The sequence below is a fragment of the Mesorhizobium sp. LMG17149 genome (assembly GCF_024518695.1).
GTDB lineage: Bacteria > Pseudomonadota > Alphaproteobacteria > Rhizobiales > Rhizobiaceae > Mesorhizobium.
This window is the reverse complement of record NZ_JANIFL010000005.1, coordinates 144,847-170,937: the sequence shown is the minus strand read 5'-3', so window position 1 is coordinate 170,937 and position 26,091 is coordinate 144,847. Positions and strand designations below refer to the sequence as shown.

Annotated in this window: 32 protein-coding genes; 25 read left to right on the top strand and 7 right to left on the bottom strand. The window is 63.7% G+C overall.

Annotated elements, in window-relative coordinates; all coding sequences use genetic code 11:
• Nucleotides 1-160: 160 nt before the first annotated feature.
• Together NP945_RS12975 and NP945_RS12970 are read left to right on the top strand one after the other, a co-directional pair.
• Nucleotides 161-781 carry a nucleoside triphosphate hydrolase gene (locus tag NP945_RS12975; protein ID WP_128307774.1) on the top strand — a complete coding sequence of 207 codons (621 nt, stop codon included), beginning with the start codon at nt 161-163 and terminating at the stop codon, nt 779-781.
• 85 nt (nt 782-866) lie between these two features.
• The gene (locus NP945_RS12970) at nt 867-1,214 is read left to right on the top strand and encodes a hypothetical protein (protein WP_256746560.1); all 348 of its coding nucleotides are present in this window, start codon (nt 867-869) and stop codon (nt 1,212-1,214) included.
• A gap of 18 nt (nt 1,215-1,232) precedes the next feature.
• Here NP945_RS12970 and NP945_RS12965 read toward each other — a convergent pair whose 3' ends face one another.
• The 3 genes from NP945_RS12965 to NP945_RS12955 form a co-directional block, all read right to left on the bottom strand.
• The gene (locus tag NP945_RS12965; protein WP_256746559.1) at nt 1,233-1,937 is read right to left on the bottom strand and encodes a glutathione S-transferase N-terminal domain-containing protein; all 705 of its coding nucleotides are present in this window, start codon (nt 1,935-1,937) and stop codon (nt 1,233-1,235) included.
• Between the two features lie 160 nt (nt 1,938-2,097).
• Nucleotides 2,098-3,306 carry a beta-ketoacyl synthase gene (locus tag NP945_RS12960; RefSeq protein ID WP_256746558.1) on the bottom strand — a complete coding sequence of 403 codons (1,209 nt, stop codon included), beginning with the start codon at nt 3,304-3,306 and terminating at the stop codon, nt 2,098-2,100.
• Between the two features lie 5 nt (nt 3,307-3,311).
• Nucleotides 3,312-3,566: an acyl carrier protein gene (locus NP945_RS12955; RefSeq protein ID WP_013528393.1), complete on the bottom strand. Its 255-nt coding sequence runs from the start codon at nt 3,564-3,566 to the stop codon at nt 3,312-3,314.
• Between the two features lie 222 nt (nt 3,567-3,788).
• Here NP945_RS12955 and NP945_RS12950 point away from each other — a divergent pair, with 222 nt between their 5' ends.
• From NP945_RS12950 to NP945_RS12930, 5 genes are read left to right on the top strand one after another with little or no spacing between them, the layout of a single operon-like run.
• On the top strand, nt 3,789-4,628 hold the full coding sequence (locus NP945_RS12950; RefSeq protein WP_256746557.1) for an urease accessory protein UreD: 840 nt from the start codon (nt 3,789-3,791) through the stop codon (nt 4,626-4,628).
• A gap of 28 nt (nt 4,629-4,656) precedes the next feature.
• Complete coding sequence (locus tag NP945_RS12945; protein ID WP_127269528.1) at nt 4,657-4,959, top strand: urease subunit gamma; 303 nt, start codon at nt 4,657-4,659, stop codon at nt 4,957-4,959.
• 10 nt (nt 4,960-4,969) lie between these two features.
• A complete protein-coding gene (locus NP945_RS12940; protein ID WP_256746556.1) occupies nt 4,970-5,224 on the top strand; it encodes a DUF1272 domain-containing protein in 255 nt (84 codons plus the stop codon).
• Between the two features lie 33 nt (nt 5,225-5,257).
• Nucleotides 5,258-5,845 carry a HupE/UreJ family protein gene (locus NP945_RS12935; RefSeq protein ID WP_256746555.1) on the top strand — a complete coding sequence of 196 codons (588 nt, stop codon included), beginning with the start codon at nt 5,258-5,260 and terminating at the stop codon, nt 5,843-5,845.
• An 8-nt stretch (nt 5,846-5,853) separates the two neighbouring features.
• The gene (locus NP945_RS12930; protein WP_027040029.1) at nt 5,854-6,159 is read left to right on the top strand and encodes an urease subunit beta; all 306 of its coding nucleotides are present in this window, start codon (nt 5,854-5,856) and stop codon (nt 6,157-6,159) included.
• Nucleotides 6,160-6,179: 20 nt separating this feature from the next.
• Here NP945_RS12930 and NP945_RS12925 read toward each other — a convergent pair whose 3' ends face one another.
• Together NP945_RS12925 and NP945_RS12920 are read right to left on the bottom strand one after the other, a co-directional pair.
• The gene (locus NP945_RS12925) at nt 6,180-6,668 is read right to left on the bottom strand and encodes a hypothetical protein (protein WP_127808317.1); all 489 of its coding nucleotides are present in this window, start codon (nt 6,666-6,668) and stop codon (nt 6,180-6,182) included.
• Between the two features lie 129 nt (nt 6,669-6,797).
• The gene (locus NP945_RS12920; RefSeq protein WP_127383078.1) at nt 6,798-7,181 is read right to left on the bottom strand and encodes a hypothetical protein; all 384 of its coding nucleotides are present in this window, start codon (nt 7,179-7,181) and stop codon (nt 6,798-6,800) included.
• Between the two features lie 167 nt (nt 7,182-7,348).
• Between NP945_RS12920 and ureC the strand changes: the two genes are divergently transcribed.
• The 8 genes from ureC (at nt 7,349) to NP945_RS12880 (ending at nt 13,580) form a co-directional block, all read left to right on the top strand.
• Entirely contained in the window at nt 7,349-9,061 is a 1,713-nt protein-coding gene (ureC, locus tag NP945_RS12915) for an urease subunit alpha (RefSeq protein ID WP_128289909.1), read from the top strand.
• 92 nt (nt 9,062-9,153) lie between these two features.
• Nucleotides 9,154-9,747 carry a hypothetical protein gene (locus NP945_RS12910; protein WP_127396918.1) on the top strand — a complete coding sequence of 198 codons (594 nt, stop codon included), beginning with the start codon at nt 9,154-9,156 and terminating at the stop codon, nt 9,745-9,747.
• 45 nt (nt 9,748-9,792) lie between these two features.
• Nucleotides 9,793-10,398 (top strand): glutathione S-transferase family protein, encoded by a 606-nt coding sequence (locus tag NP945_RS12905; RefSeq protein ID WP_127383543.1) that lies wholly within the window; start codon nt 9,793-9,795, stop codon nt 10,396-10,398.
• Entirely contained in the window at nt 10,395-10,988 is a 594-nt protein-coding gene (gene ureE / locus NP945_RS12900) for an urease accessory protein UreE (RefSeq protein ID WP_256746554.1), read from the top strand. The genes NP945_RS12905 and ureE overlap by 4 nt, the downstream gene beginning before the upstream one ends.
• The gene (locus tag NP945_RS12895; protein ID WP_256746553.1) at nt 10,981-11,652 is read left to right on the top strand and encodes an urease accessory protein UreF; all 672 of its coding nucleotides are present in this window, start codon (nt 10,981-10,983) and stop codon (nt 11,650-11,652) included. Before ureE ends, NP945_RS12895 begins: the two co-directional genes overlap by 8 nt.
• Nucleotides 11,649-12,089, top strand: coding sequence for a DUF3995 domain-containing protein (locus tag NP945_RS12890; RefSeq protein ID WP_256746552.1), 441 nt, complete (start codon nt 11,649-11,651; stop codon nt 12,087-12,089). Before NP945_RS12895 ends, NP945_RS12890 begins: the two co-directional genes overlap by 4 nt.
• A complete protein-coding gene (gene ureG, locus NP945_RS12885; RefSeq protein ID WP_127268409.1) occupies nt 12,086-12,730 on the top strand; it encodes an urease accessory protein UreG in 645 nt (214 codons plus the stop codon). The genes NP945_RS12890 and ureG overlap by 4 nt, the downstream gene beginning before the upstream one ends.
• Nucleotides 12,731-12,812: 82 nt before the next feature.
• Nucleotides 12,813-13,580 carry a class II aldolase and adducin N-terminal domain-containing protein gene (locus tag NP945_RS12880; protein WP_127268410.1) on the top strand — a complete coding sequence of 256 codons (768 nt, stop codon included), beginning with the start codon at nt 12,813-12,815 and terminating at the stop codon, nt 13,578-13,580.
• Between the two features lie 269 nt (nt 13,581-13,849).
• Here NP945_RS12880 and NP945_RS12875 read toward each other — a convergent pair whose 3' ends face one another.
• Nucleotides 13,850-14,482 carry an HAD family phosphatase gene (locus NP945_RS12875; protein WP_256746551.1) on the bottom strand — a complete coding sequence of 211 codons (633 nt, stop codon included), beginning with the start codon at nt 14,480-14,482 and terminating at the stop codon, nt 13,850-13,852.
• A gap of 258 nt (nt 14,483-14,740) precedes the next feature.
• Here NP945_RS12875 and NP945_RS12870 point away from each other — a divergent pair, with 258 nt between their 5' ends.
• The gene (locus NP945_RS12870; RefSeq protein ID WP_127268413.1) at nt 14,741-15,700 is read left to right on the top strand and encodes a sugar-binding transcriptional regulator; all 960 of its coding nucleotides are present in this window, start codon (nt 14,741-14,743) and stop codon (nt 15,698-15,700) included.
• 37 nt (nt 15,701-15,737) lie between these two features.
• Here NP945_RS12870 and NP945_RS12865 read toward each other — a convergent pair whose 3' ends face one another.
• Complete coding sequence (locus NP945_RS12865) at nt 15,738-15,923, bottom strand: hypothetical protein (RefSeq protein WP_013528411.1); 186 nt, start codon at nt 15,921-15,923, stop codon at nt 15,738-15,740.
• A 110-nt stretch (nt 15,924-16,033) separates the two neighbouring features.
• Here NP945_RS12865 and gcvA point away from each other — a divergent pair, with 110 nt between their 5' ends.
• The 9 genes from gcvA to NP945_RS12820 all read left to right on the top strand — a co-directional run bounded on the left by gcvA (nt 16,034) and on the right by NP945_RS12820 (nt 26,055).
• On the top strand, nt 16,034-16,939 hold the full coding sequence (gcvA, locus tag NP945_RS12860; protein ID WP_127318224.1) for a transcriptional regulator GcvA: 906 nt from the start codon (nt 16,034-16,036) through the stop codon (nt 16,937-16,939).
• 224 nt (nt 16,940-17,163) lie between these two features.
• Nucleotides 17,164-18,474, top strand: a complete 1,311-nt coding sequence (locus NP945_RS12855; RefSeq protein ID WP_256746550.1) for a sugar ABC transporter substrate-binding protein — start codon at nt 17,164-17,166, stop codon at nt 18,472-18,474.
• A 124-nt stretch (nt 18,475-18,598) separates the two neighbouring features.
• A complete protein-coding gene (locus NP945_RS12850; RefSeq protein ID WP_013528414.1) occupies nt 18,599-19,471 on the top strand; it encodes a carbohydrate ABC transporter permease in 873 nt (290 codons plus the stop codon).
• 11 nt (nt 19,472-19,482) lie between these two features.
• A complete protein-coding gene (locus NP945_RS12845; RefSeq protein WP_023810705.1) occupies nt 19,483-20,307 on the top strand; it encodes a carbohydrate ABC transporter permease in 825 nt (274 codons plus the stop codon).
• Between the two features lie 69 nt (nt 20,308-20,376).
• A complete protein-coding gene (locus NP945_RS12840) occupies nt 20,377-21,375 on the top strand; it encodes an ABC transporter ATP-binding protein (RefSeq protein WP_127272484.1) in 999 nt (332 codons plus the stop codon).
• Nucleotides 21,376-21,377: 2 nt separating this feature from the next.
• Nucleotides 21,378-22,148: an L-iditol 2-dehydrogenase gene (locus tag NP945_RS12835; protein WP_127268861.1), complete on the top strand. Its 771-nt coding sequence runs from the start codon at nt 21,378-21,380 to the stop codon at nt 22,146-22,148.
• Nucleotides 22,149-22,294: 146 nt separating this feature from the next.
• A complete protein-coding gene (locus NP945_RS12830; RefSeq protein WP_127272483.1) occupies nt 22,295-23,773 on the top strand; it encodes a mannitol dehydrogenase family protein in 1,479 nt (492 codons plus the stop codon).
• Nucleotides 23,774-23,788: 15 nt separating this feature from the next.
• A complete protein-coding gene (locus NP945_RS12825; RefSeq protein ID WP_256746549.1) occupies nt 23,789-24,472 on the top strand; it encodes an HAD-IA family hydrolase in 684 nt (227 codons plus the stop codon).
• Entirely contained in the window at nt 24,469-26,055 is a 1,587-nt protein-coding gene (locus NP945_RS12820; RefSeq protein ID WP_256746548.1) for an FGGY-family carbohydrate kinase, read from the top strand. Before NP945_RS12825 ends, NP945_RS12820 begins: the two co-directional genes overlap by 4 nt.
• Nucleotides 26,056-26,091: the final 36 nt, after the last annotated feature.

Genomic DNA, 26,091 nt, shown 5'->3' with positions numbered 1-26,091 from the left:
ACTATACGGGGAGAAGTGCCCGGCAGGGCGATGAGGGGCGGCGCCAACTTTGGCAAAAGACCGCCTCCAATAGCTCAAATCCCGATTTGAAATTTCCGCCAACTGCCGACAAGATACAGCGGAAATTATCGTGCCGATCATCCAGGCCAGAGAGGCTCTCATGTCCGAAATCGCCCATCTCGCCGCCACCATCTTCAAACGCGCCGGCAAGGCAAAGCGCTTCATCGTCGCCATTGCCGGTCCACCAGGCTCCGGCAAGTCGACGCTGTCGGCAAGGCTGCATGAACTGCTGCCCGAAGGGGCAGCTGAGGTCGTGCCGATGGACGGCTTCCACTATGACGACGCCGTGCTCGAGCGGCGCGGCCTGCGCGCGCGCAAGGGCGCGCCGGAAACCTTCGACTTTGCCGGGTTTGAAGCCCTGCTGAAGCGTATCCGTGCCGGCGAACCCGACATCGCCATCCCGGTCTTCGACCGCAGCATGGAGCTGTCACGCGCCGCCGCCTCGATCGTCGCCACGCAAACCAAGTTCATCCTGGTCGAGGGCAACTATCTGCTGCTCGACGAAGAGCCGTGGTCGCGGCTGGCGCCGCTGTTCGATTTCTCGATCTTCGTCGACGTGCCGCGCAACGAGCTCGAGCGCCGCCTGATGGAGCGCTGGCACGGACATGGCCGCTCCGATGAAGATGCGCGCGCCTGGATCGCGTCCAACGACCTGCCCAACATCGAGCGCGTGCTCGCGCGGCGCCGGGCTGCCGATCTTGTGATCGGCCGTTCCGCTTGATTCGACGGATTGCGCAAGGGGAACCTTAAGACTTTCAGGCCGTTATCCCGACACGGCAATTGTGCCAAAAGAGGGATTCGGTCCAATGGCAATCAAGGCAAGAAAGCCCGCGCCCGCCAAGGGCAAGGCGACCCAATCCAAGGCCGGCGCCGGCCCGGCGATGACAGCCCGTTCGAAGGACGCCAAGCCGGCCTTCGGCAAGGCAGCGCCGAAGAAAGTGGTGCCGACCGCAGCGAAAGCCGCGCCGAAAGCCGCAAAGCCGAAGAAGCCCGCGAGTTCCAGCGACTCCCTGAGCGGCAGTGCGATGCGCACGGCCAAGGCGACGGCCAACGTCGCTGCCGGCGCGGTCATGGTCGCCGCCCGAGGTGCTGCGTCGCTCGCCGCTTCCGTCATGGGCAAAGGCGGTTCGAAGGCCAAAGCGAAGGCCAAATAGCCGCGCTTCGGAGGCTGGCTATCCCTTGGCGGGGATGGTCAGGCCTTTCTGCACCGCCGGCCGCGCCAGGCCGCGCTCCAGCCATGTCGAGACATTGACGAAATCGTCAAAGCCGACGAGTTCGCGGGCTTCGTAGAAGCCGATCAGGTTGCGCACCCAGCCGAGCAGCGAGATGTCGGCGATGGTGTAGTCATTGCCCATGATCCACTTGCGCCCCTTCAGCCTGCCGTCGAGCACACCGAGCAGTCGCTTTGACTCGTCGCGATAGCGCTCCAGAGGGCGTTTGTCGGCGATCTCGCGGCCGGCGAATTTGTGGAAGAAGCCGACCTGGCCGAACATCGGCCCGACCGAAGCCATCTGGAAGAACACCCACTGGATGGTCTCGTAACGGCGCGCGGTATCGATGGGCATGAGCAGGCCGGTTTTTTCAGCGAGGTAGAGCAGGATGGCGCCGGATTCGAACAGGCCGATCGGCTTGCCGTCCGGACCGTTCGGATCGATGATCGCCGGTATCTTGCCGTTGGGGTTGAGCGACAGGAATTCCGGTGTCCAGCTTTCGTTCTTGCCGATGTTGACCAGATGCGGCTCATAGGGCAGGCCGAGCTCCTCCAGGGCGATCGATATCTTCACGCCGTTCGGCGTTGTCGCCGAATAGAGCTGGAGCTGGTCCGGATGCTTGGCCGGCCAACGCGTTGCGATCGGAAAGTCGGACAGGTCTGCCATGGAAACTCCTGAATGGGGTTCGCGCCGAGCGGCGCGGTCTTGGCGGGTCGGCCAAGGATTAGACGCGGCGCACGGCACGATCAATATGGCGGTGAAGGTTTCGTCGTGCACGAACAATCAACGGAATGGTCTGCCTGAGGCAGATCGCGCGCCCCTTAGATCAGACGGCCTTGAAGGCCAGCACGGCATTGGTGCCGCCGAACGCGAAGCCGTTGCTGATCGCGGCGCGCACCTTGCGCTCGCGAGGCACGTTCGGCGTGACGTCGAGGTCGCAATCGGGATCGGCCTCGCGAAAATTGGCCGTCGGCGGCACGATGCCTTCGCGGATCGCCATCACGCAGGCGATCATCTCCAGCGCCCCCGATGCGCCGAGGCAATGAGCGTGCATCGACTTGGTCGACGACACCGAAAGCTTGTAGGCATGGTCGCCGAAGACGCGCTTGATCGCTGCCGTCTCGATCTGGTCGTTGGCCTTGGTGCCGGTGCCATGGGCGTTGAGGTAGTCGACATCCTCGGGATTGAAGCCGGCATCGGCCAGGCAGGCGCGCATGGCCGCTGTCGGCCCTTCGACGGTCGGCGCGACAATGTCGGAGGCATCGGCGGAGAGGCCGGCGCCGGCGACCTCGGCAAGGATGGTGGCGCCGCGCGCCATGGCATGCTCGTAGGTTTCCAGGACCGCCATGCCGGCGCCCTCGCCGAGCGACAGGCCCTGGCGATCCGCCGAGAATGGCCGGCAGGTATCGGGCGCCAGCACGCGCAATGCTTCCCAGCCCTTCAGGATGCCCCAGACCAGCGGCGCATCGGTGCCGCCGGCGACCATCACATCGGCGCGGCCAAGCCTGATCTGGTCGACGGCCGAGGCGATGGCGTGGTTGGAGGAGGAGCAGGCCGAGGTGACGCCGAAGACCGGGCCGCGCAGGCCCAGATTCATGCTGACATGGCCGGAGGCCGCGCTTGGCATGACCTTTGGCACGGTGAAGATACCGGCGCGGTTCTTGCCCTCGACCAAAATGGCGCGATAGCTCTCTTCGATCGCCTCCCAGCCGCAGACGCCGACACCGACGACGGTGCCCATCCGATAGGTGGTGGCTTCATTCGAAACCAGGCCGGCCTGCTGCATGGCTTCTCTGGCTGCGATGGTCGCCAGCAGGCTGAAGCGGTCCATCGACACGGTCTGCTTGCGGTCGATTCCGTGATCGGGAAGCGCCTTGATTTCGCAGCCGACCTTGACCTTCAAATCATGCAGTTGGGGACTTGTGATCTGGCCGATGGCCGAGCGGCCGGCGCGCATCTCGTTCCAGATCGCGGGCGCGCTGGTGCCGAGCCCGCAAATGCCGCCCATGCCGGTGATGACAACGCGCTGCCGCATTCAGTTCAGGCTTTTTTCGCGATCAGCGCGCGCACAGCTTCGACCATGTCGCCGACGTTCTTCAGATTGCTCCAGGCGTCGACCGTGTTCATCTCGATCTCGATGCCATACTCTTCCTCAAGATCGAAGATAATCTCCGTCAGCTCGAGCGAATGGATGCCAAGCGAGGTCAATTCGGTGGTGGTGGTGATTTCTTCGCCGCCCGGCTCGGCATGAGCCTTGATCTTCGCGATGATATCCGTTGCCAGCTGGTCGGCCATTCGGTTCCTTCCCCACTATCTCGACGTTTCCCGACGCCAACTGAGCAGCGCCCCTTTTTCTCCTGGTATCAAGCCGCCGTCGTCGTTTAATGCCCCCGCCAAGCGCAGCATGACCGTACCAAGGTGGTTCCCTCTATAGAAACCGAAACGTTGTCAAGCAACAAGCTATATCGAACTCCATATCGACAAAGCCGACGGAGTGCTTAACGTGCAGGCATGGATATGGGCGAACCTAGCGGCGAACATGGCGGGATTTCGACGCAGCGCGTTGCGGGCGTCGCGCGGCTTTCCTGCGCGCTCAGCGAGGGCCGCACGCGCCTGCGGCGCCTCTATCAGGACGGCGCCGCCAAGATAAGAATGCCGGCCGTCTCGGCCGATCCGTTTGAGGCGGTGCTGATCAACACCGCCGGCGGGATGACCGGCGGCGACCGTATCGCCTGGGACGTGGATGTCGGCGCGGCCGCTTCGGCATCGATCACCACCCAGGCTTGCGAGAAGATCTACCGGGCGGCATCCGACCGTGCCGAAGTGCGGGTCAATTTGTCGGTCGGGGAAAACGGCCGCATCGCCTGGCTGCCGCAGGAAACCATCGTCTTCGACCGGGCGGCCTTTGTCCGCACGCTCGACGTCGAGCTTGCCGCCGGCGCCGAGGCGCTGGTGCTGGAAGCCGCCGTCTTCGGCCGCCTGGCGATGGGCGAACGCGCCACGCAGGGCAACTTCCATGACCGCTGGCGTGTGCGCCAGGATGGCGCCCTCATTCATGCCGAGGATTTCCGCATCGGACCCGATATCGCCGCCACGCTCGACCGCCCGGCGGTTGCCGGCGGCGCGATTGCGGTGGCGACGCTGCTTCTGGTGTCGCCACGCGCCGAGGCCCTGCTCGACCGGGTTCTGGAGATCGTCGGCGACCACGGCAGCGCCAGCGTCTGGAGCGTGAAGAAATCTGGCAAGCTTCTTGCGAGGCTCTACGCCGGGGACGGCTACCGGCTGCGCCAGCGGCTGGTTCCACTCGTCGAATTGCTCAACGGAAGGGCGGGGTTGCCCAAATTATGGTCACTATAGGCCTGTCTCTACCAATCCAGGGAAACGCATGAACCTGACGCCGAGGGAAAAGGACAAGCTGCTGATCGCCATGGCGGCGATCGTGGCGCGCAAGCGGCTCGAACGCGGCGTCAAGCTCAACCATCCGGAAGCGATCGCGCTGATCACCGACTTCGTCGTCGAAGGCGCCCGCGACGGCCGTCCGGTCGCCGAACTGATGGAAGCCGGCGCTCATATCGTCAGCCGCGCGCAAGTCATGGAAGGCATCGCCGAGATGATCCATGACGTGCAGGTCGAGGCGACTTTTCCCGACGGCACCAAGCTGGTGACCGTGCACGAACCGATCCGTTGAGGAGGACAGGATGCTGGAGCTGCGTCCCAACTGCGAATGCTGCGACAAGGACCTGCCGCCCGAAGCGACGGATGCGCTGATCTGCACCTTCGAGTGCACCTTTTGCGCCGGATGCGTGGAACAGGTGTTGGGCGGCATCTGCCCCAATTGCTGCGGTGGTTTTTCGGCGCGGCCGATCCGCCCGCCAGCGATGCTGAAGAAATATCCGGCGTCGAGCAGACGCGTTCTCAAGGCTGAAGGCTGCGGCCCCCGCAAGGCGGCGTAAACACCAGACCGAGCAAAACGAAAGGCAAATAGAATGATCCCTGCCAAACGCCTCTGCCTGTCGGCGATCCTGCTGCTGGCCGCTGCCATGCCGGCCTATGCTCATGTCGGCATCGGCACGGCCTCCTCCTTCACGGCCGGCTTCATGCACCCGCTTTCCGGGCTCGATCATATGACGGTGATGGTCGCGGTCGGGCTGTGGGCGGCGCTCAAGGGCGGCAAGGCGGTTCTTGCCTGGCCGGCGGCCTTTGTCTGCGTCATGCTGGTCGGCGGCGCGCTGGGCATGCTGCACATGCCGCTGCCCTTCGTCGAACCGGGCATACTGGCATCGGTCGTGACGCTCGGGCTGCTGGTGGCGCTGGCGATCGATCTGCCGGTCTCGGCCGGGGTCGCCATCATCGGCCTGTTCGCACTTTTCCACGGCCACGCGCATGGCACCGAGGTGCCGGAGAATGCCGGCGGGCTTGAATACATGGCCGGCTTTGCCATCGCCACGCTGTTGCTGCATGCCGCCGGCATCGCTGCCGGTCTCAGTCTCGGCATCCGGTTCCGTGGAGTGGCCCGTGCTGCCGGTGCCGCCTGTGCGGCGATCGGCATCGGTCTCGCCTTCGGCATCGTGTGAGGGCGACCATGATCCCTGGTGAAATCATCACGGTGGGCGGCGACATCGAGCTCAACAAGGGCCTGCCGACCGTCACCCTGAAAGTCGCCAACAGCGGCGACCGGCCGATCCAGGTCGGTAGCCACTACCATTTCTTCGAGACCAATGAGGGGCTGAAATTCGACCGCGAGCGCGCCAGGGGCATGCGTCTCGACATTGCCGCAGGCACGGCGATGCGTTTCGAGCCGGGCCAGGAGCGCGACGTCACGCTGGTGCCGCTCGGCGGCAAACGCGAGGTCTACGGATTTCAGCAGAAGGTGATGGGCAAGCTGTGAAATCTTCCGGCGCGCGCAGCTCAGTTCGATGGCTTGGCCGCGGCGTAGATGACGATCTTTCCGGGATCGCCGAATTCGACGGCGAGGACATCCTGCGCCTGCACGCGCCGCGATTCGATGGCGTTGAACAGCAGCGCGTTGGCCTCGATCTCCTTGCGCAGCTCGGTGATGTCGTCCTGATGCTGCTTGACCTTGCTTTCGATCTCCGGCGGCGGGCCGCCTTCGCTGCGCGCGGCATCGGTGAGGAACACGATGTCGACCTTGTCGAGCTTGGACGTCTTGCGCACCGTACCGATGTTTTCACGCGTCCGGTCGATCGCCGTGTTGACGTTTGCGGCCTCAGTAGTGGCGTTGGTCTCTTCCTGCTTGACCTGCGAGCCGACGATGCGGTTAACGGTCTCAGTGCTTTCCAGCCCCTGCGCCTTCAATCCGGCAACAGGACCGGCCACCGCCAGGAACGCCATGGCGGCGATTGCCCGCATTCCGGTCGAGAAAGAATTGGTCGCCATCGCTCGCTCCTGAGAGAAATCGTTTCGGGGCGCGGGTTAGCGCGAAAAGAACAAAACGAATGCCGCCCGGCGAAGGTTCCTTTCCCGATGCGGCCGGCCGGCCGGATGCCGGCCCGCCGTGCCGTGGCGTCAGCTCGCCTTCTTGGTGATCAGGGTCAGTGCGCCATTGGGTTCCATACTGGCCGCGACCACCTGCGCAGAGGTCATTCCCTTGGCCTCCAGCGCCGACTTCACCTTGGGTGTGGCATCGATCGAGCTGCGCAGTTTCTTCAAGCCGTCATCGCCGCGCTGGGCGATCACCTGGTTGACCTGTGTCTGGGTGTCCTTTGGCAACTCGGTGATGTCGACGATGTTGACGCTTTGGATCGTCGGCACCGCAGGCTGAGCCTGGGGCGTGGCTGGAGCAGGCGTTGCCGGCGCCGGAGCAGGCTGTGGCGCGGGTTGCTGCTGGGCACTGGCGGCGCCCGCCAGCATCAGGCTGGCTGCGGCGGCAAGAATTATCGTTTTGCGCATGGATTTTCCTTTCCATCGATTGGCAAACGGTCGGTCTGGGGTGACCCCCTAACCTCAACCGCCAAATGGGATCAGAAGGTGTCGCCCAGCGGGTCATTGCGTGACCATAGGATGGCAGCAATGTGCAGCACCGCTTCAATCCAACCGCATTTCAGGAGCAATCGCTGATGGCCAGAATTACCCGCGCCGCCTATGCGCAGATGTATGGCCCGACGGTCGGCGACAAAGTGCGCCTTGCCGACACCGAACTGTTCATCGAGGTCGAGAAGGATCTCACCATCCATGGCGAAGAGGTGAAATTCGGCGGCGGCAAGGTAATCCGTGACGGCATGGGCCAGAGCCAGGTTTCCAGGGCGCAAGGCGCCGTCGATACCGTGATCACCAACGCGCTGGTGGTCGACGCCAGCGCCGGCATCTTCAAGGCCGATATCGGGCTTCGCGACGGCCGTATCGCGGCCATCGGCAAGGCCGGCAATCCGGACACCCAGGATGGCGTCACCATCATCATCGGCCCCGGCACCGAGATCATCGCCGGCGAAGGCAAGATCCTGACGGCAGGCGGCTTCGATGCGCATATCCACTTCATCTGCCCGCAGCAGATCGAAGAGGCACTGATGTCAGGCATCACCACCATGCTCGGCGGCGGCACCGGTCCGGCGCACGGCACGCTGGCCACCACCTGTACGCCGGGACCATGGCACATGGCCCGCATGATCCAGTCCTTCGATGCCTTCCCGATGAACATCGGCCTGTCGGGCAAGGGCAATGCTTCGCTGCCCGCAGCACTCGAGGAGATGGTGCTGGGCGGCGCCTGCTCGCTGAAGCTGCACGAGGACTGGGGCACGACGCCGGCAGCCATCGATTGCTGCCTGTCGGTCGCCGACGACTACGACGTGCAGGTGATGATCCACACCGATACGCTGAACGAATCCGGCTTTGTCGAGAACACGGTCGCCGCCATCAAAGGCCGCACCATCCACGCCTTCCACACCGAGGGCGCCGGCGGCGGCCACGCACCCGACATCATCAAGGTCTGCGGCCTGCCCAACGTCATCCCGTCCTCGACCAACCCGACGCGGCCCTATACGGTCAACACGCTGGCCGAGCATCTCGACATGCTGATGGTCTGCCATCATTTGTCGCCGTCGATCCCCGAGGACATCGCCTTTGCCGAAAGCCGCATCCGCAAGGAGACCATCGCGGCCGAAGACATTTTGCACGACATCGGTGCCTTCTCGATCATCTCGTCGGACAGCCAGGCCATGGGCCGCGTCGGCGAAGTCGCGATCCGCACCTGGCAGACCGCCGACAAGATGAAGCGCCAGCGCGGCTCGCTGCCGCAGGAGACCGGCAACAACGACAATTTCCGCGTCCGCCGCTACATCGCCAAATACACGATCAACCCGGCCATCGCGCATGGGCTGTCGAAAGACATCGGCTCGATCGCGGTCGGCAAGCGCGCCGACCTGGTGCTGTGGAACCCGGCCTTCTTCGGCGTCAAGCCGGACATGGTGCTGATCGGCGGCATGATCGCCGCAGCACCGATGGGCGACCCCAACGCCTCGATCCCGACGCCGCAGCCGATGCACTACCGGCCGATGTTCGGCGCCTATGGCAAGGCCAGGACCAACTCGTCGGTGACCTTCGTTTCGAAAGCCGCGCTCGAATCAGGCCTGCACGGCAGGCTCGGTGTCGACAAGCAGTTCGTCGCCGTCGAGAACACCCGCGGCGGCATCGGCAAGCATTCGATGGTGCTCAACGACGCCACGCCGCATGTCGAGGTCGATCCGGAAACCTACGAGGTGCGTGCCGACGGCGAGCTTTTGACCTGCGAGCCGGCGACGGTGCTGCCGATGGCGCAGAGATACTTTCTGTTCTGAAGCGGCGATTCGACCGGGCGAGTATTATCCGTTGCAGCCCTGGGTGGGAGGCAGCAATATGCGGCCGACCAACAGTTGCATTGTGATCGAGCATGGCCACCGAAATCGCTTCCGCCCACGACATTTTCCCCCATATCCGCATCGTCATGGGCATGGTGATCGGGCTTGGCGTCGCCCGCCTGCTGTCGGGGGTGGCGCGCATCGTCCAGCATCCCGGCCAGTACAAGCTCTATCCCGTGCATCTGGCCTGGGTCGTCTCGGTGCTCCTGATGCTGGTGCATTTCTGGTGGTGGGAGTTCGGCCTCTACGCCATCGAAACCTGGACCTTCGGCAAATATTTGTTCATCATCTTCTACGCGATCACGCTGTTCCTGCTGTGCGCGCTTTTGTTTCCCGATTCGATGCTGGACTACACCAGCTATGAGGATTTCTTCTATTCGCGCCGGGCGTGGTTCTTCGGCCTGCTGGCTGCGACCTACCTGCTCGACGTGGTCGACACGCTGCTGAAAGGGCCAGAGCATTTCGCCCGCTTCGGCAGCGAGTATCTGTTCCGCACGCCGGTCTTCGTTGCGCTGTGTATCGTCGCGATCCTGGTGCGCGATCGCCGCTTCCACATCGCCTTCGTCACGGCGGCGCTTATCTACCAGATATCGTTCATCCTGCGGCTCTTCGACACCATCGTCTGAACGAACGCGATGGTCTAGCTTGTTGGGGAAAGGCAAGGGTTCGACATGTACAAGGCCGTCGGATCGCGCGGATCCCGGGTCAGCCGCGTTCTCTGGATGCTCGAGGAGCTCGCGCAGCCTTATGAATTCGTCGAGGTTCATCTGCGCTCACCGGAAGCCTATGCGCTCAACCCATCGGGCAAGGTACCGATCCTCATCGACGGCGAACTGACGGTGACGGATTCGGCGGCGATCTGCGTTTATCTCGCCGACAAGCACGCGGACAAGGGAATGGGCGCCAATCCGGGTGTCGCCGGCCGGGCCGAGATGGATTCCTGGATGCATTTTGCCCAGAGCGAGTTGGAAGCGCCGCTGTGGAACAAATTGCGCCATCGCTTCCTGCTGCCTAGGGATGTGCGCGTCGATGTCGGTCCTGCGGCGGCTTACGATTTTGCCTCGGAACTGAAGGCGCTGGAGCGGCGGCTGGGCGACAAACCGTTTGCGCTCGGCGATCGGTTTTCCGCTGTCGATGTGCTGCTCGGCGACATGGGCGGCTGGGCTCGCGCCGGCCGATTCCCGATCGACTCCGAGCGCGTCAACGCCTATTTCGACCGCGTGCTGGCACGGCCCGCCCGTGCACGGGCGCAAGCAAATGGGGGATCCATGAAATGAAGCTCAACCTCAACACCGACTTCACCAAATTCCCGCGCGCCGTCTCCGTACTGTCCGCCGGCAATGCCGGAACCACCCTACCGTTGGGCCGGGCCATTCTCGCCCATGACGAGCGGCATCTGCGCCGCCGCGCCATCGAGCTTGCTGACGGCAGCAAGGTGCTGGTCGACCTGCCCGAACCCGTCGCCTTGAACGATGGCGACCGGCTGGTGCTGGAGGATGGCGGCCACGTCGAGATCATCGCGGCGCCGGAAGAGGTCTATGACATCCGCGCCCGCGACGGCGTGCATCTGGCCGAGCTCGCCTGGCACATCGGCAACCGCCATCTCGCAGCAAGCATCGAGGCCGGTCGCATCCTCATCCTGCGGGACCATGTTATCAAGGCGATGCTGGAGGGGCTCGGCGCCACCGTGACCGACGTTTCCGAACCGTTCAAACCGGTGCGCGGCGCCTATTCCGGCCATAGTGGGCAAAGCCACGATCACGGCCATGCGCATGCGCACAGCCACGCCGAAGCCCACAGCCATTCTCATGGCGAAGCGCATTCCCATTCGCACAGTCATGCCGGCCATCACCACGACCATGACTGACCAGCCTTCGAATATCGCCCTGCTGCGGCTGATGGCGTGGCTGTCGCCTGCCTTTCCGGTCGGCGGCTTTTCCTACAGCCATGGCCTCGAACGCGCGGTGCATGACGGGCTGGTTTCCGATGCAGAAAACCTCGCCGACTGGCTGGAAACGCTGGTCGAGATGGGCTCGGGCTGGAACGATGCCGTGCTGTTTGCCGAGAGCTGGCGCCGCGCACGCCACGCCGGTGATCTCGATGAAGTGGCGGCACTCGCCGAGGCGCTCGCCGGCTCGCGCGAACGCCATACCGAGACCATGCTGCAGGGTGCGGCCTTCCTTAAAGCGGCGGCGGCCTGGCCTAATCCGGTGCTGGCGCGCCTGCCGGCCGAATGCGCCTATTGCGTCGCCGTCGGCGCCATTGCCGGCGGCAACGGCATCGCGTTTCAGGACGCGCTGTCCGCCTTCCTGCAAACCTTCTTCTCCAACCTCGTGCAGGCCGCGATCCGGCTTGGCATCGTCGGCCAGAGCGGCGCGACCACGTTGTTAGCCGGCTTCGAGCCGCTGGCCCTGGCGACCGCAAGCCGCGCCGCGCGCTCGACACTGGATGATCTCGGTGGCTGCGCCTTCGTCTCCGATATCATGGCGATGAAGCATGAAACCCAGTATTCGCGACTGTTCCGCTCATGATTTTTCTCGCTTTCTCGCTCTCCCTTGCTCTGCTGCTGATCACCGCGCTGCATGTCTATTGGGGTCTTGGCGGCATCTGGCCGGGCCGGGATGCGGCCTCGTGCGCTCGCGCCGTGGTCGGTTTTCGCGGTGTCGATGAGATGCCGTCGCCGTTCGCCAGTTTCGCCGTTGCCGCGTGCCTGTGCCTGGCGACACTATGGCCGCTGGCGCTCGAAGGCGTCTTTGCTTCACCCTTCCCAAAGCAGGGCCTCGCCGCCACTTCGCTGCTCATCGGCCTGGTGTTCCTGGGTCGCGGCATAGCCGGCTTCACGCCATGGTGGCGGCGGCTGGCGCCGGAACAACCTTTCGCGCGGCTCGATGTCCGCTATTATTCGCCGCTCTGCCTGTTGATCGGGCTCGGCTTTGCCATCCTCGCCATCACGGAGTTTCCGACATGACACAGACAAATGGCCCGCTGCGCATCGGCATTGGCGGCCCGGTCGGTTCGGGCAAGACGACGCTGACCGAAAAACTGTGCAAGGCGTTGCGCGACGAGTTTTCGATCGCCGTCGTCACCAACGACATCTACACCAAGGAAGACGCCATGATGCTGGCGCGGCTGCAGGCACTGCCCGAGGACCGCATCATGGGTGTCGAGACCGGCGGCTGCCCGCACACCGCCATCCGCGAGGATGCGTCGATCAATCTGCAGGCAATCGCCGAAATGAACAGGAAATTCCCGGATCTCGACATCGTCTTCATCGAATCCGGCGGCGACAATCTTGCCGCGACCTTCTCGCCTGACCTCGCCGACCTGACGCTCTATGTCATCTCGGTTTGCCAGGGCGAGGAGATTCCGCGCAAGGGCGGGCCGGCGATCACCCGCTCCGATTTCCTGGTGATCAACAAGAGCGATCTTGCTCCTTACGTAAACGTCAATCTCGATGTCATGGAGAGCGACGCCGGCCGCATGCGCGGAAAACGGCCGTTCGGCTTCACCGACCTGTCGCGCGGCAAGGGGCTGCAGGAGGTGATCGATTTCATCATCGAGCATGGCGGCCTGCGGGCCAGCGGTGCCGCTGCCAGCACGGCAGCGTGAGACAGCTATCCCTGCACCAACCAAAACCGGTTGCGGACATGGGCTGGCCACGGCATTCTTGCCGAAACCGGAGGATTTTAGGATGAGCCTTGCCCGTCTGCAAAAGGAAACGCTGACCAACCTGCCCTACTATGAGGAGCGCGTCGATCTTGCCTGCGCCTTCCGCTGGACGGCACGGCTCAACATGCATGAGGCGGTGGCCAATCACTTCTCGCTGGCCGTCAATGATGGCGGGACACAGTTCCTGATGAACCCCAACCAGGTGCATTTCTCGCGCATCAAGGCGAGCGACCTTCTGATGATCGATGCCAACGATCCAGAAACGCTCTCCGGCCCCGATGCGCCCGACCCAACGGCGTGGGGACTGCATGGCGCCATCCATCGCAATGTGCGCCACGCGCGCTGTGTCATGCATGTCCATTCGATCCACGCCACGGTGCTGGCATCGCTCGCTGACTCGACACTGCCGCCGATCGACCAGAATTCAGCGATGTTCTTCAATCGCCATGTCGTGGACGCGCATTATGGCGGGCTGGCCTTCGAGGAGGAGGGCGAGCGCTGCTCGCAGCTTCTCGTCGATCCCAAGGTCAAGGTGATGGTGATGGGCAATCACGGCGTGCTGGTCATCGGCGACACGGTCGCCGATGCCTTCAACCGCATGTTCTATTTCGAACGCGCCGCCGAGACCTACATCAAGGCGCTGTGGACCGGCCGCCCGCTGCGCACGCTTTCCGACGCGATCGCAGAAAAGGCCGCGAGCGAGATGGACGACTATCCCGGCCAGGCCGAACGCCATCTCAGCGAGTTGAAGGCGATCCTCGACGAGCAGGAACCGGTTTACCGGAATTGAGGACCCTTCTCCCCGTCACTATACGGGGAGAAGGTGCCGGCAGGCGGATGAGGGGCGGCGCAAGCCCCGAAAGTGTGGGACGAACCAAAACTCGGCCTGACCGTGATCTCAATACGCCATGGAAAGCGCCTTCATTGTCAATCGCGGCGCCGCCCCTCATCGCCCTGCCGGGCACTTCTCCCCGTATAGTGACGGGGAGAAGGACGCTCTTATTCGCCGGTTTCGCCAATCATCGACGTCGCAGGAAGAGCCACCCACTTTCCCCAAGCTTAAAGCCCCAGTTCAGTCCGCAATTCCTCGGCGCTGTTGATGACGACGGCGCCGGGCGGGCCTTCCATCGGCTTTTCCGGCCAGAAGATCGTTTTCATGCCCGCCGCCAGTCCCGCCATGGCGCCCGGCCAGCTGTCGTCGATCGCCACGGCGTGCGTAGGGTCGACATCGGCCAGATAGGCGGCGCGCAGGAACGGCTCGGCATGCGGCTTGCCTTCGCGCACATCGTTGCGGCTGATCGTCTTCATGCCGGGGTAGATCAGGCCGACCATGCTCAGATTGGCGTCGACGATCATCCGGTCCGAATTCGAGACTACGGCCTGCTGGATGCCTCTTGCACGTAGCTCGTTGAAGATCTCGATCGCGCCCGGGCGCGGCTTCAGCTCCTCGACCAACGGCAGATAATGCTCGTATTTGCGCACGATCCAGTCGTCGAAAGGCAGGTCCAGGCCGAACTCGTCGCGCATCATCTCGTAGACCGGCCAGGCGGCGACACCGAGCACGCGCTCATGCAGATCGTCCGGCGGGACAAGGCCGACATTGCGCATCGCCGCCATCAGGGCTGCTTCGTGCAACGGTTCGCTGTCGACCAGCGTGCCGTCCATGTCCCAGAAAACCGCTTTCGGCATCATGTGAGGCTCCTTTTTGCCATCCCTTAAAGGGTTTGAGCCGGGAGATAAACCTTCGGGATCGAAGAACGTGCCGCCTGCCGCGGCCGCAGCCAAGTCTCTTTGGCGACAGAGACTTCGTGGGAGAAGAAAAACTGGGCCGTGCTTACGTCGATGAATAGCAAGCAATTGCCCCCGAGATTGACAATTGCGCAGCAGGCTGTTCCCTGCGAAAGTGGGCATGGGCCGCTCTCATGACCGGCGGTCTCGGGAGGCAGGACTTTGAATAGCCGGCAGGATGGTGGCAGCAACAGGCTGGACGATGCGGCGCGCGCCGGCTGGCTTTATTATGTTGCCGGCAACACACAGGACCAGATCGCTTCGACGCTCGGCATTTCGCGGCAAACGGCGCAGCGGCTGGTATCGCTGGCGGTGTCGGAGGGCTTGATCAAGGTTCGCGTCGACCATCCTATCGCCAACTGCCTCGATCTGGCGGCACGGCTGAGATCGCGCTTTGCGCTCGATCTGGTCGAGGTGGTGCCGAGCGACCCCAATTCGTCCTCGACCACGATCGGCATCGCCGAGGCGGCTGCCGCCGAGATCGAGCGGCGGCTGCGGTCACCGACCCCGATCGTCATGGCGATCGGCACCGGGCGCACGCTGAAGGCGGCGATCGAGCAGTTGCCGCCGATGGAATGCCCGCAGCACAAGGTGGTGTCGTTGACCGGCAACATCTCGCCGGACGGCTCGGCCGCCTTCTACAACGTCATCTTCACCATGGCCGACAGGGTCAAGGCGCGCTCCTTCCCGATGCCGCTGCCGGTCATCGCCTCGTCGCCTGAGGAGCGCGAGATGCTGCTCAACCAGCCGATGATCCAACCGACGCTTGCGCTTGCCGCCGAGGCCGACGTCACCTTCATCGGCATCGGCGACCTCGGCCCCAAGGCGCCGCTCTACGAAGACGGCTTCATTTCGGAGAGCGAATTGAAGGCGCTGCAGAAGGCCGGCGGCATCGCCGAGATCGTCGGCTGGGTGTTCGACAGGGAGGGCCGCATGATCGAGGGCATCACCAACGACCGGGTGTCGTCGGCGTCGCTTCCGTCACGCGAGAAATCGCTGGTCATCGCACTGGCCATGGGCGAACGAAAGCTGCCAGGCATCCTGGCGGCCGCGAACCGGCGGCTGATCAACGGCCTCATCACCGATGAACGGACCGCCGCCGCCCTGCTGGCCAACATCTGACCGGAACCACACCTGATTTGCGATAAAACCAACCGCGCTAGCTGTGCCGCCCGAAAGGGTCATTGCCATCGAGAAAACCGAGATCGCGCTGCAGATGCGGCGACAGGTCCCTGATGTCGAGATGTGCTCGTTTTTTGGCCGCGAACCAGCCGAATCCATCCGTCAGCCACGAAAACCAGCGGTGATCCGGTGCGGAAGTGCATTTTTGCTGCGCCATGGTCATGATCGTCAACCTTCGCTATCCTGAACCCGAATGACGGGTTGACTGGGAATGTCGGTCTTGACGGCAGTCTTTGCCAATCGAACGTCGATAAGGACCCATAAGGAGGCTTTATGCCGGACCTCAGCTCTCGGCAGGTTGCACAGCTTCCGCCGCTGCAGGCGATCCGGGTGTTCGAAGCGGTGGCGCGGCATCTTTCCTTCACCAAGGCCGCCAGTGAACTTGCCATGACGCAAGCGGCGGTCAGCTATCAGATCAAGGTGCTGGAGGAACGGGTCGGCGCGCCGCTGTTCCTGCGACGACCGCGCCAGATCGCACTCACCGAGGCTGGACAGCGCCTCGCGCCGGCGGTCAGCGAGGCCTTTGCCATTCTCGGTCAGGCCTATGCCGCGGCGCGTGGCGGGGCCGACGGCTTGCTGTGCGTCACGACGGTGCTGACATTCGCCTCGAACTGGCTCGCGCACCGGCTGGGGTCGTTCCAGATCGCCCACCCAGCGCTGGCGGTGCGGCTCGAAACGTCGAGCCGCCTGACCGACTTTGCCCGCGAGGATACCGATATCGCCATCCGCTCGGGCGGCGGCAAATGGCCGGGCCTGGAGGCGCACAAGCTGCTCGATGCCGACTTCACGCCGATGCTGAGCCCGAAACTCGCGGCGACCATCGGCGGCGTCAGGGAACCGGCGGACCTGTTGCGGCTGCCGATCCTCGATCCCGGCGACATCTGGTGGACGCAATGGTTCGAGGCTGCCGGCGTGCATTCGCACGATCTTGCCAAGCGGCCCGGCAGCAGCATGGGCGCGCAGGCCTATGAGGCCAATGCGGCGATCGCCGGTCATGGCGTCGCGGTCCTGACCAGGGCGCTGTTCAAGGCGGAACTTGCCGACGGGCGCCTGATCCAGCCTTTCGATCTGGTTGGCGACGACGGCCATGCCTATTGGCTGGTCTACCCCGAAGCGCGCCGCAACGTGCCGAAGATCCGTGCCTTCCGCGACTGGCTGCTGGCCGAGATCGCCTGCTGACCGGCAAGCTTTCGGGCTGCACCTGGTTTTCGCAGATCTATCCGCTGCTGCCGCACTGTATCCGGCCGGGACGCTCCTCGTCCTGGCAATTTCCGCTCGTCCCGGCCTGCGGTGTCGCCCGGGTGCTGCGCTGCAGCATCGAATCCGACTTGACATAATTCACGCCAAGTGAGTAATTGCCCAAAGCCAAGGCAAATGCTCATCTTGGTTCAAGGGAGGAATTGATGAAACTTCGCACGCTCACCCTGGGCTTGTTGTCGGCCAGCACGCTTGCGTTCGCCGCACACGCCGAATCCATCACCATCGCCACCGTCAACAATGGCGATATGGTCCGCATGCAAAAGCTGACCGAGGACTTCACCAAGGCGAACCCCGACATCCAGCTCAACTGGGTCACGCTCGAGGAAAACGTGCTGCGCGAGCGCGTCACCACCGACATCGCCACCAAGGGCGGCCAGTACGACGTGATGACCATCGGTACCTATGAGGTTCCGATCTGGGCCAAGCAGAGCTGGCTGCTGCCGCTCGACAAGCTCGGCGACGACTATGACGCCAAGGACATCATCCCGGCCATCGCCGGCGGCCTTTCGGTCGACGGTAAGCTCTATGCCGCGCCCTTCTACGGCGAAAGCTCCTTCGTCATGTACCGCAAGGACCTGATGGAGAAGGCCGGGCTGAAGATGCCCGACGCGCCGACCTGGGACTTCATCAAGCAGGCCGCCGACAAGATGACCGATCGCGCGAATGGCGTGAACGGTGTCTGCCTGCGCGGCAAGGCCGGCTGGGGCGAGAACATGGCCTTCCTGACCGCCATGTCGAACTCCTTCGGCGCGCGCTGGTTCGACGAGAACTGGAAGCCGCAGTTCGATCAGCCGGAATGGAAGAACACGCTGCAGTTCTATGTCGACCTGATGAAGGCCGACGGCCCTGAGGGTGCGTCCTCCAACGGCTTCAACGAAAACCTGGCGCTGTTCCAACAGGGCAAATGCGGCATGTGGATCGACGCCACCGTCGCTGCGTCCTTCGTCTCCGATCCCAAGGCATCGCAGGTCGCCGACAAGGTTGGATATGCGCTGGCACCCGACAATGGCCTGGGCAAGCGCGGCAATTGGCTGTGGGCATGGTCGCTGGCGATCCCCGCCGGCACGCAGAAGGCCGATGCCGCCCAGAAGTTCGTCTCCTGGGCGACCAGCAAGCACTATGCCGAACTGGTCGCTTCGAAGGAAGGCTGGGCCAACGTTCCTCCGGGCACGCGCTCCTCGCTTTACGCCAATGCCGAGTACCAGAAGGCGGCTCCGTTCGCCAAGATGACGCTGGACTCCATCAACGCCGCCGACCCGACGCATCCGACCGTCAAGCCGGTGCCCTATGTAGGCGTCCAGTTCGTCGCCATCCCTGAGTTCCAGGGACTTGGCACCACTGTCGGCCAGCTCTTCTCGGCGGCTCTTGCCGGCCAGTCGAGTGTCGACGATGCGCTGAAGCAGGCCCAGGACGCTGCCACCGCGGCAATGACCGAAGGCGGATACATCAAGTAAGGCTCCTCCCGGTGCCGACTGCCGGTCGCCTCCTTGACCGGCAACGGCCGCCCGAATTCCCAGTTCGGGCGGCCGCCTTTAACGCCTTTTGAAAATTCCGTCTGACCAGTGAAGGGTGACCGTCATGGCTACTCAGCAGACCCGTTCGCTTGCCCGTTTCATGATGGCGCCATCCGTGGTGCTGCTGTTCGTCTGGATGATTGTGCCGCTGGTCATCACCATCTGGTTCTCCTTCCAGCAGTACAATCCGCTCAATCCGATCCGCGACGGCTTTGTCGGCTTCTCGAATTACGCGCTGTTCTATTCCAACCCGGCCTTCCTGCAGTCGATCCTCAACACGCTCACATTGGTGGTCAGCGTGCTCCTGATCACGGTGATCGGCGGTATCCTTCTGGCGCTGCTGATCGATCAGCCGATGTGGGGCCAGGGCATCGTGCGCATCCTGGTCATTTCGCCGTTCTTCGTCATGCCGCCGGTGGCCGCATTGGTGTGGAAGAACATGATCATGCACCCCCAATATGGGGTGTTCGCCGACATAGCGCGCTTCTTCGGGGCCCAGCCGATCGACTGGTTCGGGCAGCATCCGATGCTGGCGATCATCATCATCGTCGCCTGGCAATGGCTGCCTTTCGCCACGCTCATTCTCTTGACCGCGCTGCAGTCGCTCGACGGCGAGCAGAAGGAAGCCGCCGAGATGGACGGCGCCGGCTTCATCAGCCGCTTCATCTATCTGACGCTGCCGCACATGTCGCGCGCCATCACGGTCGTCATCCTGATCCAGACGATCTTCCTTCTCTCCGTCTATGCCGAGATCCTCGTCACCACCAATGGCGGCCCGGGATACGCCTCCACCAACCTGCCCTTCCTCGTCTACCAGAAGGCGTTGCTGGAGTTCAAAATCGGCCAGGCATCCGCAGGCGGTGTGATCGCCGTCATTCTCGCCAACATCGTTGCCTTCTTCGCCATGCGCGCCGTCGGCAAGAACCTGGACAAGTAAGGGAGGCTACGATGGCACGCTCAGTCACCACCCAGCACAAGACGATTGCGACAGTTGCCGCCTGGATCGTCGCCCTGCTGATCTTCTTCCCGATCCTCTACACGATCATCACCTCGTTCAAGTCGGAGCAGGAAGCCATCCAGGGCTTCAGCATCATCCCGTCGGGAACGTTCGAGAGCTATGCCGAGGTTCAGGCGCAGAGCGGCTACTTCAAATTCTTCTTCAACTCGGTGCTGCTCTCGGTCGGCTCGACCATCCTGGCCCTGCTCGTCGCCATACCGGCGGCATGGTCGATGGCCTTCTCGCCGACCAAGCGGACCAAGGACATCTTGATGTGGATGTTGTCCACCAAGATGATGCCCGCGGTCGCGGTGCTGTTCCCGATCTACCTGATCTTCCGCGACACAGGACTGCTCGACAGCCGGATCGGCCTGATGATCATGCTGATGCTGATCAATCTGCCGATCGTGGTGTGGATGCTCTACACCTACTTCCGCGAAATACCGGGCGAGATCCTGGAAGCGGCACGCATGGACGGCGCGTCGCTGTGGAACGAGATCGTCTATGTGCTGACGCCGATGGCGGTGCCGGGCATCGCCTCGACGATGCTGCTCAACATCATCCTAGCCTGGAACGAGGCGTTCTGGACGATCCGGCTGACGACGACGGAAGCAGCACCGCTGACCGCCTTCATCAGCTCGTTCTCCAGCCCGCAAGGCCTGTTCTGGGCCAAGCTCTCGGCCGCCTCGACACTGGCCATCGCGCCGATCCTGATCATGGGCTGGTTCAGCCAGAAGCAGCTGGTGCGCGGCCTGACATTTGGTGCGGTCAAATAATTGATGGCGCGGTGAAGTAACGGAATTGCCCGAAGCAATCGGCAGAAATAACCCCTCGGGGAGGAAATCATGGGAAACATCACGCTCAAGAACGTCTCCAAATCCTTCGGAGCGACGTCCATCATCCCCGGTCTCGACCTGGTGATCGAGAATGGCGAGTTCGTCGTCTTCGTCGGCCCGTCGGGTTGCGGCAAGTCAACGCTGCTGCGGCTGATCGCCGGGCTCGAGGACACCAGCGGCGGCTCCATCAACATCGACGGCCGCGACGTCACCGGCGAGGCACCGGCCAAGCGCAAGCTCGCCATGGTGTTCCAGTCCTATGCGCTCTATCCGCACATGACGGTGGCCAAGAACATCGGTTTCCCGCTGAAGATGGCCGGCGAGGACAAGGCGACCATCGACAAGAAGGTGGGAGACGCCGCGCGCGTGCTCAACCTGACCAACTATCTCGAACGCAGGCCCGGCCAGCTTTCCGGCGGCCAGCGCCAGCGCGTCGCCATCGGCCGCGCCATCGTGCGTCAGCCGACCGCCTTCCTGTTCGACGAACCGCTGTCCAATCTCGATGCGGCACTGCGCGGCACCATGCGGCTGGAGATCAGCGAGCTGCACCATCAGCTCAAGACGACCATGATCTACGTCACCCACGACCAGGTCGAAGCCATGACCATGGCCGACAAGATCGTCGTGCTGAACGCCGGCAACATCGAGCAGGTCGGCTCGCCGATGGAGCTCTACAAGACGCCGAAGAACCTGTTCGTCGCCGGCTTCATCGGCTCGCCGAAGATGAACCTGATCGAAGGCACGCCGGCTGCCAAAAACGGCGCCAAGACCATCGGCATCCGTCCCGAACACCTGGAGATCTCGACCACAGCGGGCGAATGGAAGGCGGTCGTCGGCGTCGCCGAGCATCTCGGCTCCGACACCTTCCTGCATGTCCAGGCCGATGGCGTCGGCCCGCTGACGGTGCGCGCCGACGGCGAACTCGGCGTCCATCATGGCGACACCATCTATCTGACGCCCGACAAGGCCAAGCTGCATCGCTTCGGCGCCGACGGGAAGGCAATCTGAACATGCGGCTGGCCGGCAAATCCGCGCTGATCACAGGTTCGGCCCGCGGCATCGGCAGAGCCTTCGCCGAAGCCTATGCCGGCGAAGGCGCCACCGTCGCCATAGCCGACATCAATCTCGAGGCGGCGGAGAAGACGGCCGCCGAGATCGGCGGCAAGGCCTATGCGGTCAAGCTCGACGTCACCGACCTCGCCTCCATCGAGGCGGCGGTGAAAGCCGTCGAGACGAAGACCGGCGGCCTCGATATCCTGATCAACAACGCTGCTCTTTTCGATCTGGCACCGATCGTCGAGATCACCAAGGCAAGCTACGATAAATTGTTTTCCGTCAATGTCGCCGGCACGCTGTTCATGCTGCAGGCAGCCGCCCGCTCGATGATCGCCGCTGGCCGGGGCGGCAGGATCATCAACATGGCGAGCCAGGCCGGACGACGCGGCGAGGCGCTGGTCGGCGTCTATTGCGCCACCAAAGCCGCCGTCATTTCGCTGACACAGTCAGCGGGGCTCGACCTGATCAAGCACCGCATCAACGTCAACGCGATTGCCCCTGGCGTCGTCGACGGCGAGCACTGGGATCACGTCGATTCGCTGTTCGCCAAATATGAGAACCGGCCGAAGGGCGAGAAGAAGAAGCTGGTCGGCGAGGCAGTGCCGTATGGCCGCATGGGCACGGCGCAGGACCTCACCGGCATGGCGGTTTTTCTCGCCAGCAGCGACGCCGAATACATCGTCGCCCAGACCTACAATGTCGATGGCGGCCAGTGGATGAGTTGAGGGCGGGGGACGGCCTCTGCTCCTCGTCCCTCCGCGGGGAGCAGAGGCCGACATCAGCGGGCGCGTAGCCAGTGCCACCCCTTATCCTCTCCCCAACCGGGAGAGGAGCGTAACGAAGGCCTAGATCCGGCCAAAGGGTAAAACAGATGACCGTGAAACTCTCGTCCTCAAACCTCTCCAAACTGCCCGCTGAGGTCGCCGGCCCGAAGTATGACCGCGCGACATTGAAGGCCGGCATCGTGCATTTCGGAGTCGGCAATTTCCATCGCTCGCATCAGGCCGTCTATCTCGACGATCTGTTCAATTCGGGCGTCGGCCATGACTGGGCACTGATCGGCGCCGGCGTGTTCGACGGTGAAAAGATCGGCCGCGGCAAACTGGAAGAGCAGGACTGGCTGACCACGGTGGTCGAGCAGGACAGCGGCCATATGAGCGCCCGGGTCACCGGCGCCATGATCGACTTCCTGATGCCCGGCGATGCGGCCGGCATCATCGAACGGCTGGCCGACCCGGCGATCAAGATCGTTTCGCTGACCATCACCGAGGGCGGTTATTTCATCGATCCGGCATCCGGCGTGTTCAACCCGACCCACCCCGACATCCTCGCCGATGCGCAGCCCGGCGCGACACCGAAGACGGTGTTCGGCATCATCCTTGCCGGGCTGGTGCGGCGGCGCGATGAAGGCACCGTGCCGTTCACGGTCATGTCGTGCGACAACATTCCCCACAACGGCCATGTCACCTCGGACGGCGTCATCGGCCTGGCCCGTTTGATCGACGAGGATCTGGCGAACTGGGTCAGCGAGCATGTCGCCTTCCCGAATGGTATGGTCGATCGCATCACGCCGGCCACCACCGACCGCGAACGCGGCATCCTCGCCAAAGACTTTGGCCTTGAGGACAACTGGCCGGTGTTCTGCGAGCCGTTCCGGCAATGGGTGCTGGAGGACCATTTCACCGGCGGCCGGCCGCCGCTGGAAAAGGTCGGCGTGCAGTTCGTCAAAGACGTTGCGCCCTACGAATTGATGAAGATCCGCATCCTCAATGGCGGCCACGCGACGATTGCCTATCCGGCCGGCCTGATGGACATCCATTTCGTCCATGAGGCGATGCAGGAGCCGCTGGTGAGCGGGTTTCTGGCCAAGCTCGAACGGGAGGAAATCATTCCGACCGTGCCGCCGGTGCCGGACACGGTCCTGGAAGATTATTACCAGCTCATCGAGAGCCGCTTTTCCAATCCCAAGATCGGCGACACGGTGCGCCGGCTCTGCCTCGACGGCTCCAACCGCCAGCCGAAATTCATCATCCCGACCATCGCCGACCGGCTGAAGGCCGGAAAGAGCGTCGCGGGCCTGGCACTGGAATCGGCGTTATGGTGCCGCTACTGCTTCGGCACGACGGATAGCGGCGCCGTCATCGAGCCCAACGATCCGAGCTGGGGCCGGCTGCAGGCAACGGCAAAAGCGGCAAAGGATGCTCCCGCCGCCTGGCTTGCCATGGAGGACATCTATGGCGATGTCGGCCGCGCGACGGCGTTTGTCGAGGCCTTCGCCCATGCGCTCAACGTGCTGTGGGCGAATGGCGCGCGCGCGACGCTGACGCGCTACCTCGCCGGCAAGCTCTGAGAGCCATTCTCGGCCATGACGCCTGAACTGGTCATCTTCGACTGCGATGGCGTGCTGGTCGACAGCGAGGCGCTCTCCGTCTCGGCGCTGCTCGGCATGGTCAAAGTCGCCGGCGGCAGCGTCAGTGAGGATGCCGCCTACGAGCATTTCCTCGGCAGGAGCATGAAAAGCGTGCGCGAGATCCTCGGCCGCGACTTCGGGCTCGATATCACAGACCTGCACCTGACCGAGATGCGCGTCGAACTGATGCGCAAATTCCGCGAGGAGCTGAAGCCGATCGCCGGCGTCAAGAAGATACTGCCGAAGCTTGGGCTGCCGTTCTGTGTCGCGTCCTCGGGCACGCTCGACCGCATCCGCTACGCGCTCGACGTCACCGGATTGCTTGGGCTGATGGAACCGCATCTGTTCAGTGCCACCATGGTGGCCAAGGGAAAGCCGGCGCCGGATCTGTTCCTGCATGCCGCCGCCAGCATGCGGGCCCATCCGCGCAAATGCCTCGTCGTCGAGGACAGCCCGGCCGGCATCATTGCTGCGCGCGCGGCGGGGATGCACGTGTTTGCCTTCACCGGCGGCTCGCATGCCGGCAACCCGACCTTGAAAGCGCGGCTTGCGTCGAGTGAGCCGGACTTTATATTCGCTGACATGCTGCAATTGCCCGATCTGATTGCAGGCCTGGGAGCGAGAGACAGAGCATCTTGACGAAACAGTTCGTTTGCGCGGTCGATGTCGGCACCGGGAGCGCTCGCGCGGGCATTCTCGACACCACAGGCACCTTGCTAGGCCGCGCCGAGCGGCCGATCGCCATGAACCAGCCGAAGCCCGATCACGCCGAACATGATTCGCGCGATATCTGGTCGGCCGTCTGCACCGCCGTGCGCGCTGCCCGCGAAAAAGCCGGTGTCGAGCCTGAGGACATTGTCGGCATCTCCTTCGATGCCACCTGTTCGCTGGTGGTGCGCGACCGGCAAGGCGGCCAGCTCAGCGTCTCGGTCACCGGCGACAAGCGCTGGGACACCATCGTCTGGCTCGACCACCGCGCCATCGCCGAGGCCGACGAATGCACGGCAAGCGGCCACGCCGTGCTGAATTACATCGGCGGCGTCATGTCGCCGGAAATGGCGACGCCGAAGCTGATGTGGCTGAAGCGCAATTTGCCGAAGACATGGAATGAAGCCGGCTATCTATTCGATCTCACCGATTTCCTGACCTGGCAAGCGACCGGCTCGCTGGCCCGCTCGCAATGCACGCTGACCGCCAAATGGACCTATCTGGCGCATGAGGAGACAGGCTGGCGGCGCGATTTCTTCGAACTCGTCGGCCTCGACGATCTTTTCGAGCACGGCAGCCTGCCGGAAAAAGCCAGCCCGGTCGGCGCCGATATCGGTCGATTGACGGCGCAAGCGGCGGCCGAGCTTGGGCTGAGCGAGAAATGCCGGGTCGGCGCCGGGGTCATCGATGCCTATGCCGGCGCGCTTGGCGTGCTCGGCGGCTTCGCCGGCGACGAACAGGACATCGGCCGGCATTTGGCGCTGATCGCCGGCACATCGAGCTGCGTGATGGCGATGTCGCCCGATCCGCAGCCTTTCGCCGGCGTCTGGGGGCCATACTACGGCGCGGCGCTGCCGAGACTGTGGCTGTCGGAAGGCGGCCAGTCGGCGACCGGCGCCCTGCTCGACCACATCATCCGCTGGCACGGCGCCGGCGGCGAGCCGGATGCCGCCATGCATGCGAAGATCGCCGGGCGTGTCGCCGAGCTGCGCGCCACCGAGGGCGACAACCTCGCCGCAAGGCTGCATGTGCTGCCCGACTTTCATGGCAACCGCTCACCGCTCGCCGATCCGCATGCGGTCGGCGTCGTCAGCGGGCTGACGCTGGACTCCTCCTTCGACAGCCTATGCAAGCTCTACTGGCGCACCGCCGTCGGCATCGCGCTCGGCGTGCGCCACGTGCTGGAGGCACTGAACGAAAATGGCTATCTGATCGACACGCTGCACGTCACCGGCGGCCACACCAAGAACCCGCTGCTGATGGAGCTCTATGCCGACGCCACCGGCTGCACGGTGATCGTGCCGCTGGCCGACGAGGCGGTGCTGCTCGGCACCGGCATGATCGCCGCCACCGCAGCCGGGCTGTTTCCCGACCTCAACGCCGCCTGTCTTACCATGCAGCAAGGCGGCCGGACGCGCCCGTCGAACCCGAAATCATCAGGGCGTTTCGAGCGCGACTACAAGGTTTTCCTCGAGATGCACCGCCAGCGGCGGATGCTGGACGCGATCCGCTAGAGCATCGGGGCCGGTCGCTGGCTCAATCCGTTCCTG

Coding starts and splice junctions, on each gene's coding strand:
- NP945_RS12975 (WP_128307774.1), top strand. CDS start 161: ATGTCCGAAATCGCCCATCTCGCCGCCACCATCTTCAAACGCGCCGGC.
- NP945_RS12970 (WP_256746560.1), top strand. CDS start 867: ATGGCAATCAAGGCAAGAAAGCCCGCGCCCGCCAAGGGCAAGGCGACC.
- NP945_RS12965 (WP_256746559.1), bottom strand. CDS start 1,937: ATGGCAGACCTGTCCGACTTTCCGATCGCAACGCGTTGGCCGGCCAAG.
- NP945_RS12960 (WP_256746558.1), bottom strand. CDS start 3,306: ATGCGGCAGCGCGTTGTCATCACCGGCATGGGCGGCATTTGCGGGCTC.
- NP945_RS12955 (WP_013528393.1), bottom strand. CDS start 3,566: ATGGCCGACCAGCTGGCAACGGATATCATCGCGAAGATCAAGGCTCAT.
- NP945_RS12950 (WP_256746557.1), top strand. CDS start 3,789: ATGGGCGAACCTAGCGGCGAACATGGCGGGATTTCGACGCAGCGCGTT.
- NP945_RS12945 (WP_127269528.1), top strand. CDS start 4,657: ATGAACCTGACGCCGAGGGAAAAGGACAAGCTGCTGATCGCCATGGCG.
- NP945_RS12940 (WP_256746556.1), top strand. CDS start 4,970: ATGCTGGAGCTGCGTCCCAACTGCGAATGCTGCGACAAGGACCTGCCG.
- NP945_RS12935 (WP_256746555.1), top strand. CDS start 5,258: ATGATCCCTGCCAAACGCCTCTGCCTGTCGGCGATCCTGCTGCTGGCC.
- NP945_RS12930 (WP_027040029.1), top strand. CDS start 5,854: ATGATCCCTGGTGAAATCATCACGGTGGGCGGCGACATCGAGCTCAAC.
- NP945_RS12925 (WP_127808317.1), bottom strand. CDS start 6,668: ATGGCGACCAATTCTTTCTCGACCGGAATGCGGGCAATCGCCGCCATG.
- NP945_RS12920 (WP_127383078.1), bottom strand. CDS start 7,181: ATGCGCAAAACGATAATTCTTGCCGCCGCAGCCAGCCTGATGCTGGCG.
- ureC (WP_128289909.1), top strand. CDS start 7,349: ATGGCCAGAATTACCCGCGCCGCCTATGCGCAGATGTATGGCCCGACG.
- NP945_RS12910 (WP_127396918.1), top strand. CDS start 9,154: ATGGCCACCGAAATCGCTTCCGCCCACGACATTTTCCCCCATATCCGC.
- NP945_RS12905 (WP_127383543.1), top strand. CDS start 9,793: ATGTACAAGGCCGTCGGATCGCGCGGATCCCGGGTCAGCCGCGTTCTC.
- ureE (WP_256746554.1), top strand. CDS start 10,395: ATGAAGCTCAACCTCAACACCGACTTCACCAAATTCCCGCGCGCCGTC.
- NP945_RS12895 (WP_256746553.1), top strand. CDS start 10,981: ATGACTGACCAGCCTTCGAATATCGCCCTGCTGCGGCTGATGGCGTGG.
- NP945_RS12890 (WP_256746552.1), top strand. CDS start 11,649: ATGATTTTTCTCGCTTTCTCGCTCTCCCTTGCTCTGCTGCTGATCACC.
- ureG (WP_127268409.1), top strand. CDS start 12,086: ATGACACAGACAAATGGCCCGCTGCGCATCGGCATTGGCGGCCCGGTC.
- NP945_RS12880 (WP_127268410.1), top strand. CDS start 12,813: ATGAGCCTTGCCCGTCTGCAAAAGGAAACGCTGACCAACCTGCCCTAC.
- NP945_RS12875 (WP_256746551.1), bottom strand. CDS start 14,482: ATGATGCCGAAAGCGGTTTTCTGGGACATGGACGGCACGCTGGTCGAC.
- NP945_RS12865 (WP_013528411.1), bottom strand. CDS start 15,923: ATGACCATGGCGCAGCAAAAATGCACTTCCGCACCGGATCACCGCTGG.
- gcvA (WP_127318224.1), top strand. CDS start 16,034: ATGCCGGACCTCAGCTCTCGGCAGGTTGCACAGCTTCCGCCGCTGCAG.
- NP945_RS12855 (WP_256746550.1), top strand. CDS start 17,164: ATGAAACTTCGCACGCTCACCCTGGGCTTGTTGTCGGCCAGCACGCTT.
- NP945_RS12850 (WP_013528414.1), top strand. CDS start 18,599: ATGGCTACTCAGCAGACCCGTTCGCTTGCCCGTTTCATGATGGCGCCA.
- NP945_RS12845 (WP_023810705.1), top strand. CDS start 19,483: ATGGCACGCTCAGTCACCACCCAGCACAAGACGATTGCGACAGTTGCC.
- NP945_RS12840 (WP_127272484.1), top strand. CDS start 20,377: ATGGGAAACATCACGCTCAAGAACGTCTCCAAATCCTTCGGAGCGACG.
- NP945_RS12835 (WP_127268861.1), top strand. CDS start 21,378: ATGCGGCTGGCCGGCAAATCCGCGCTGATCACAGGTTCGGCCCGCGGC.
- NP945_RS12830 (WP_127272483.1), top strand. CDS start 22,295: ATGACCGTGAAACTCTCGTCCTCAAACCTCTCCAAACTGCCCGCTGAG.
- NP945_RS12825 (WP_256746549.1), top strand. CDS start 23,789: ATGACGCCTGAACTGGTCATCTTCGACTGCGATGGCGTGCTGGTCGAC.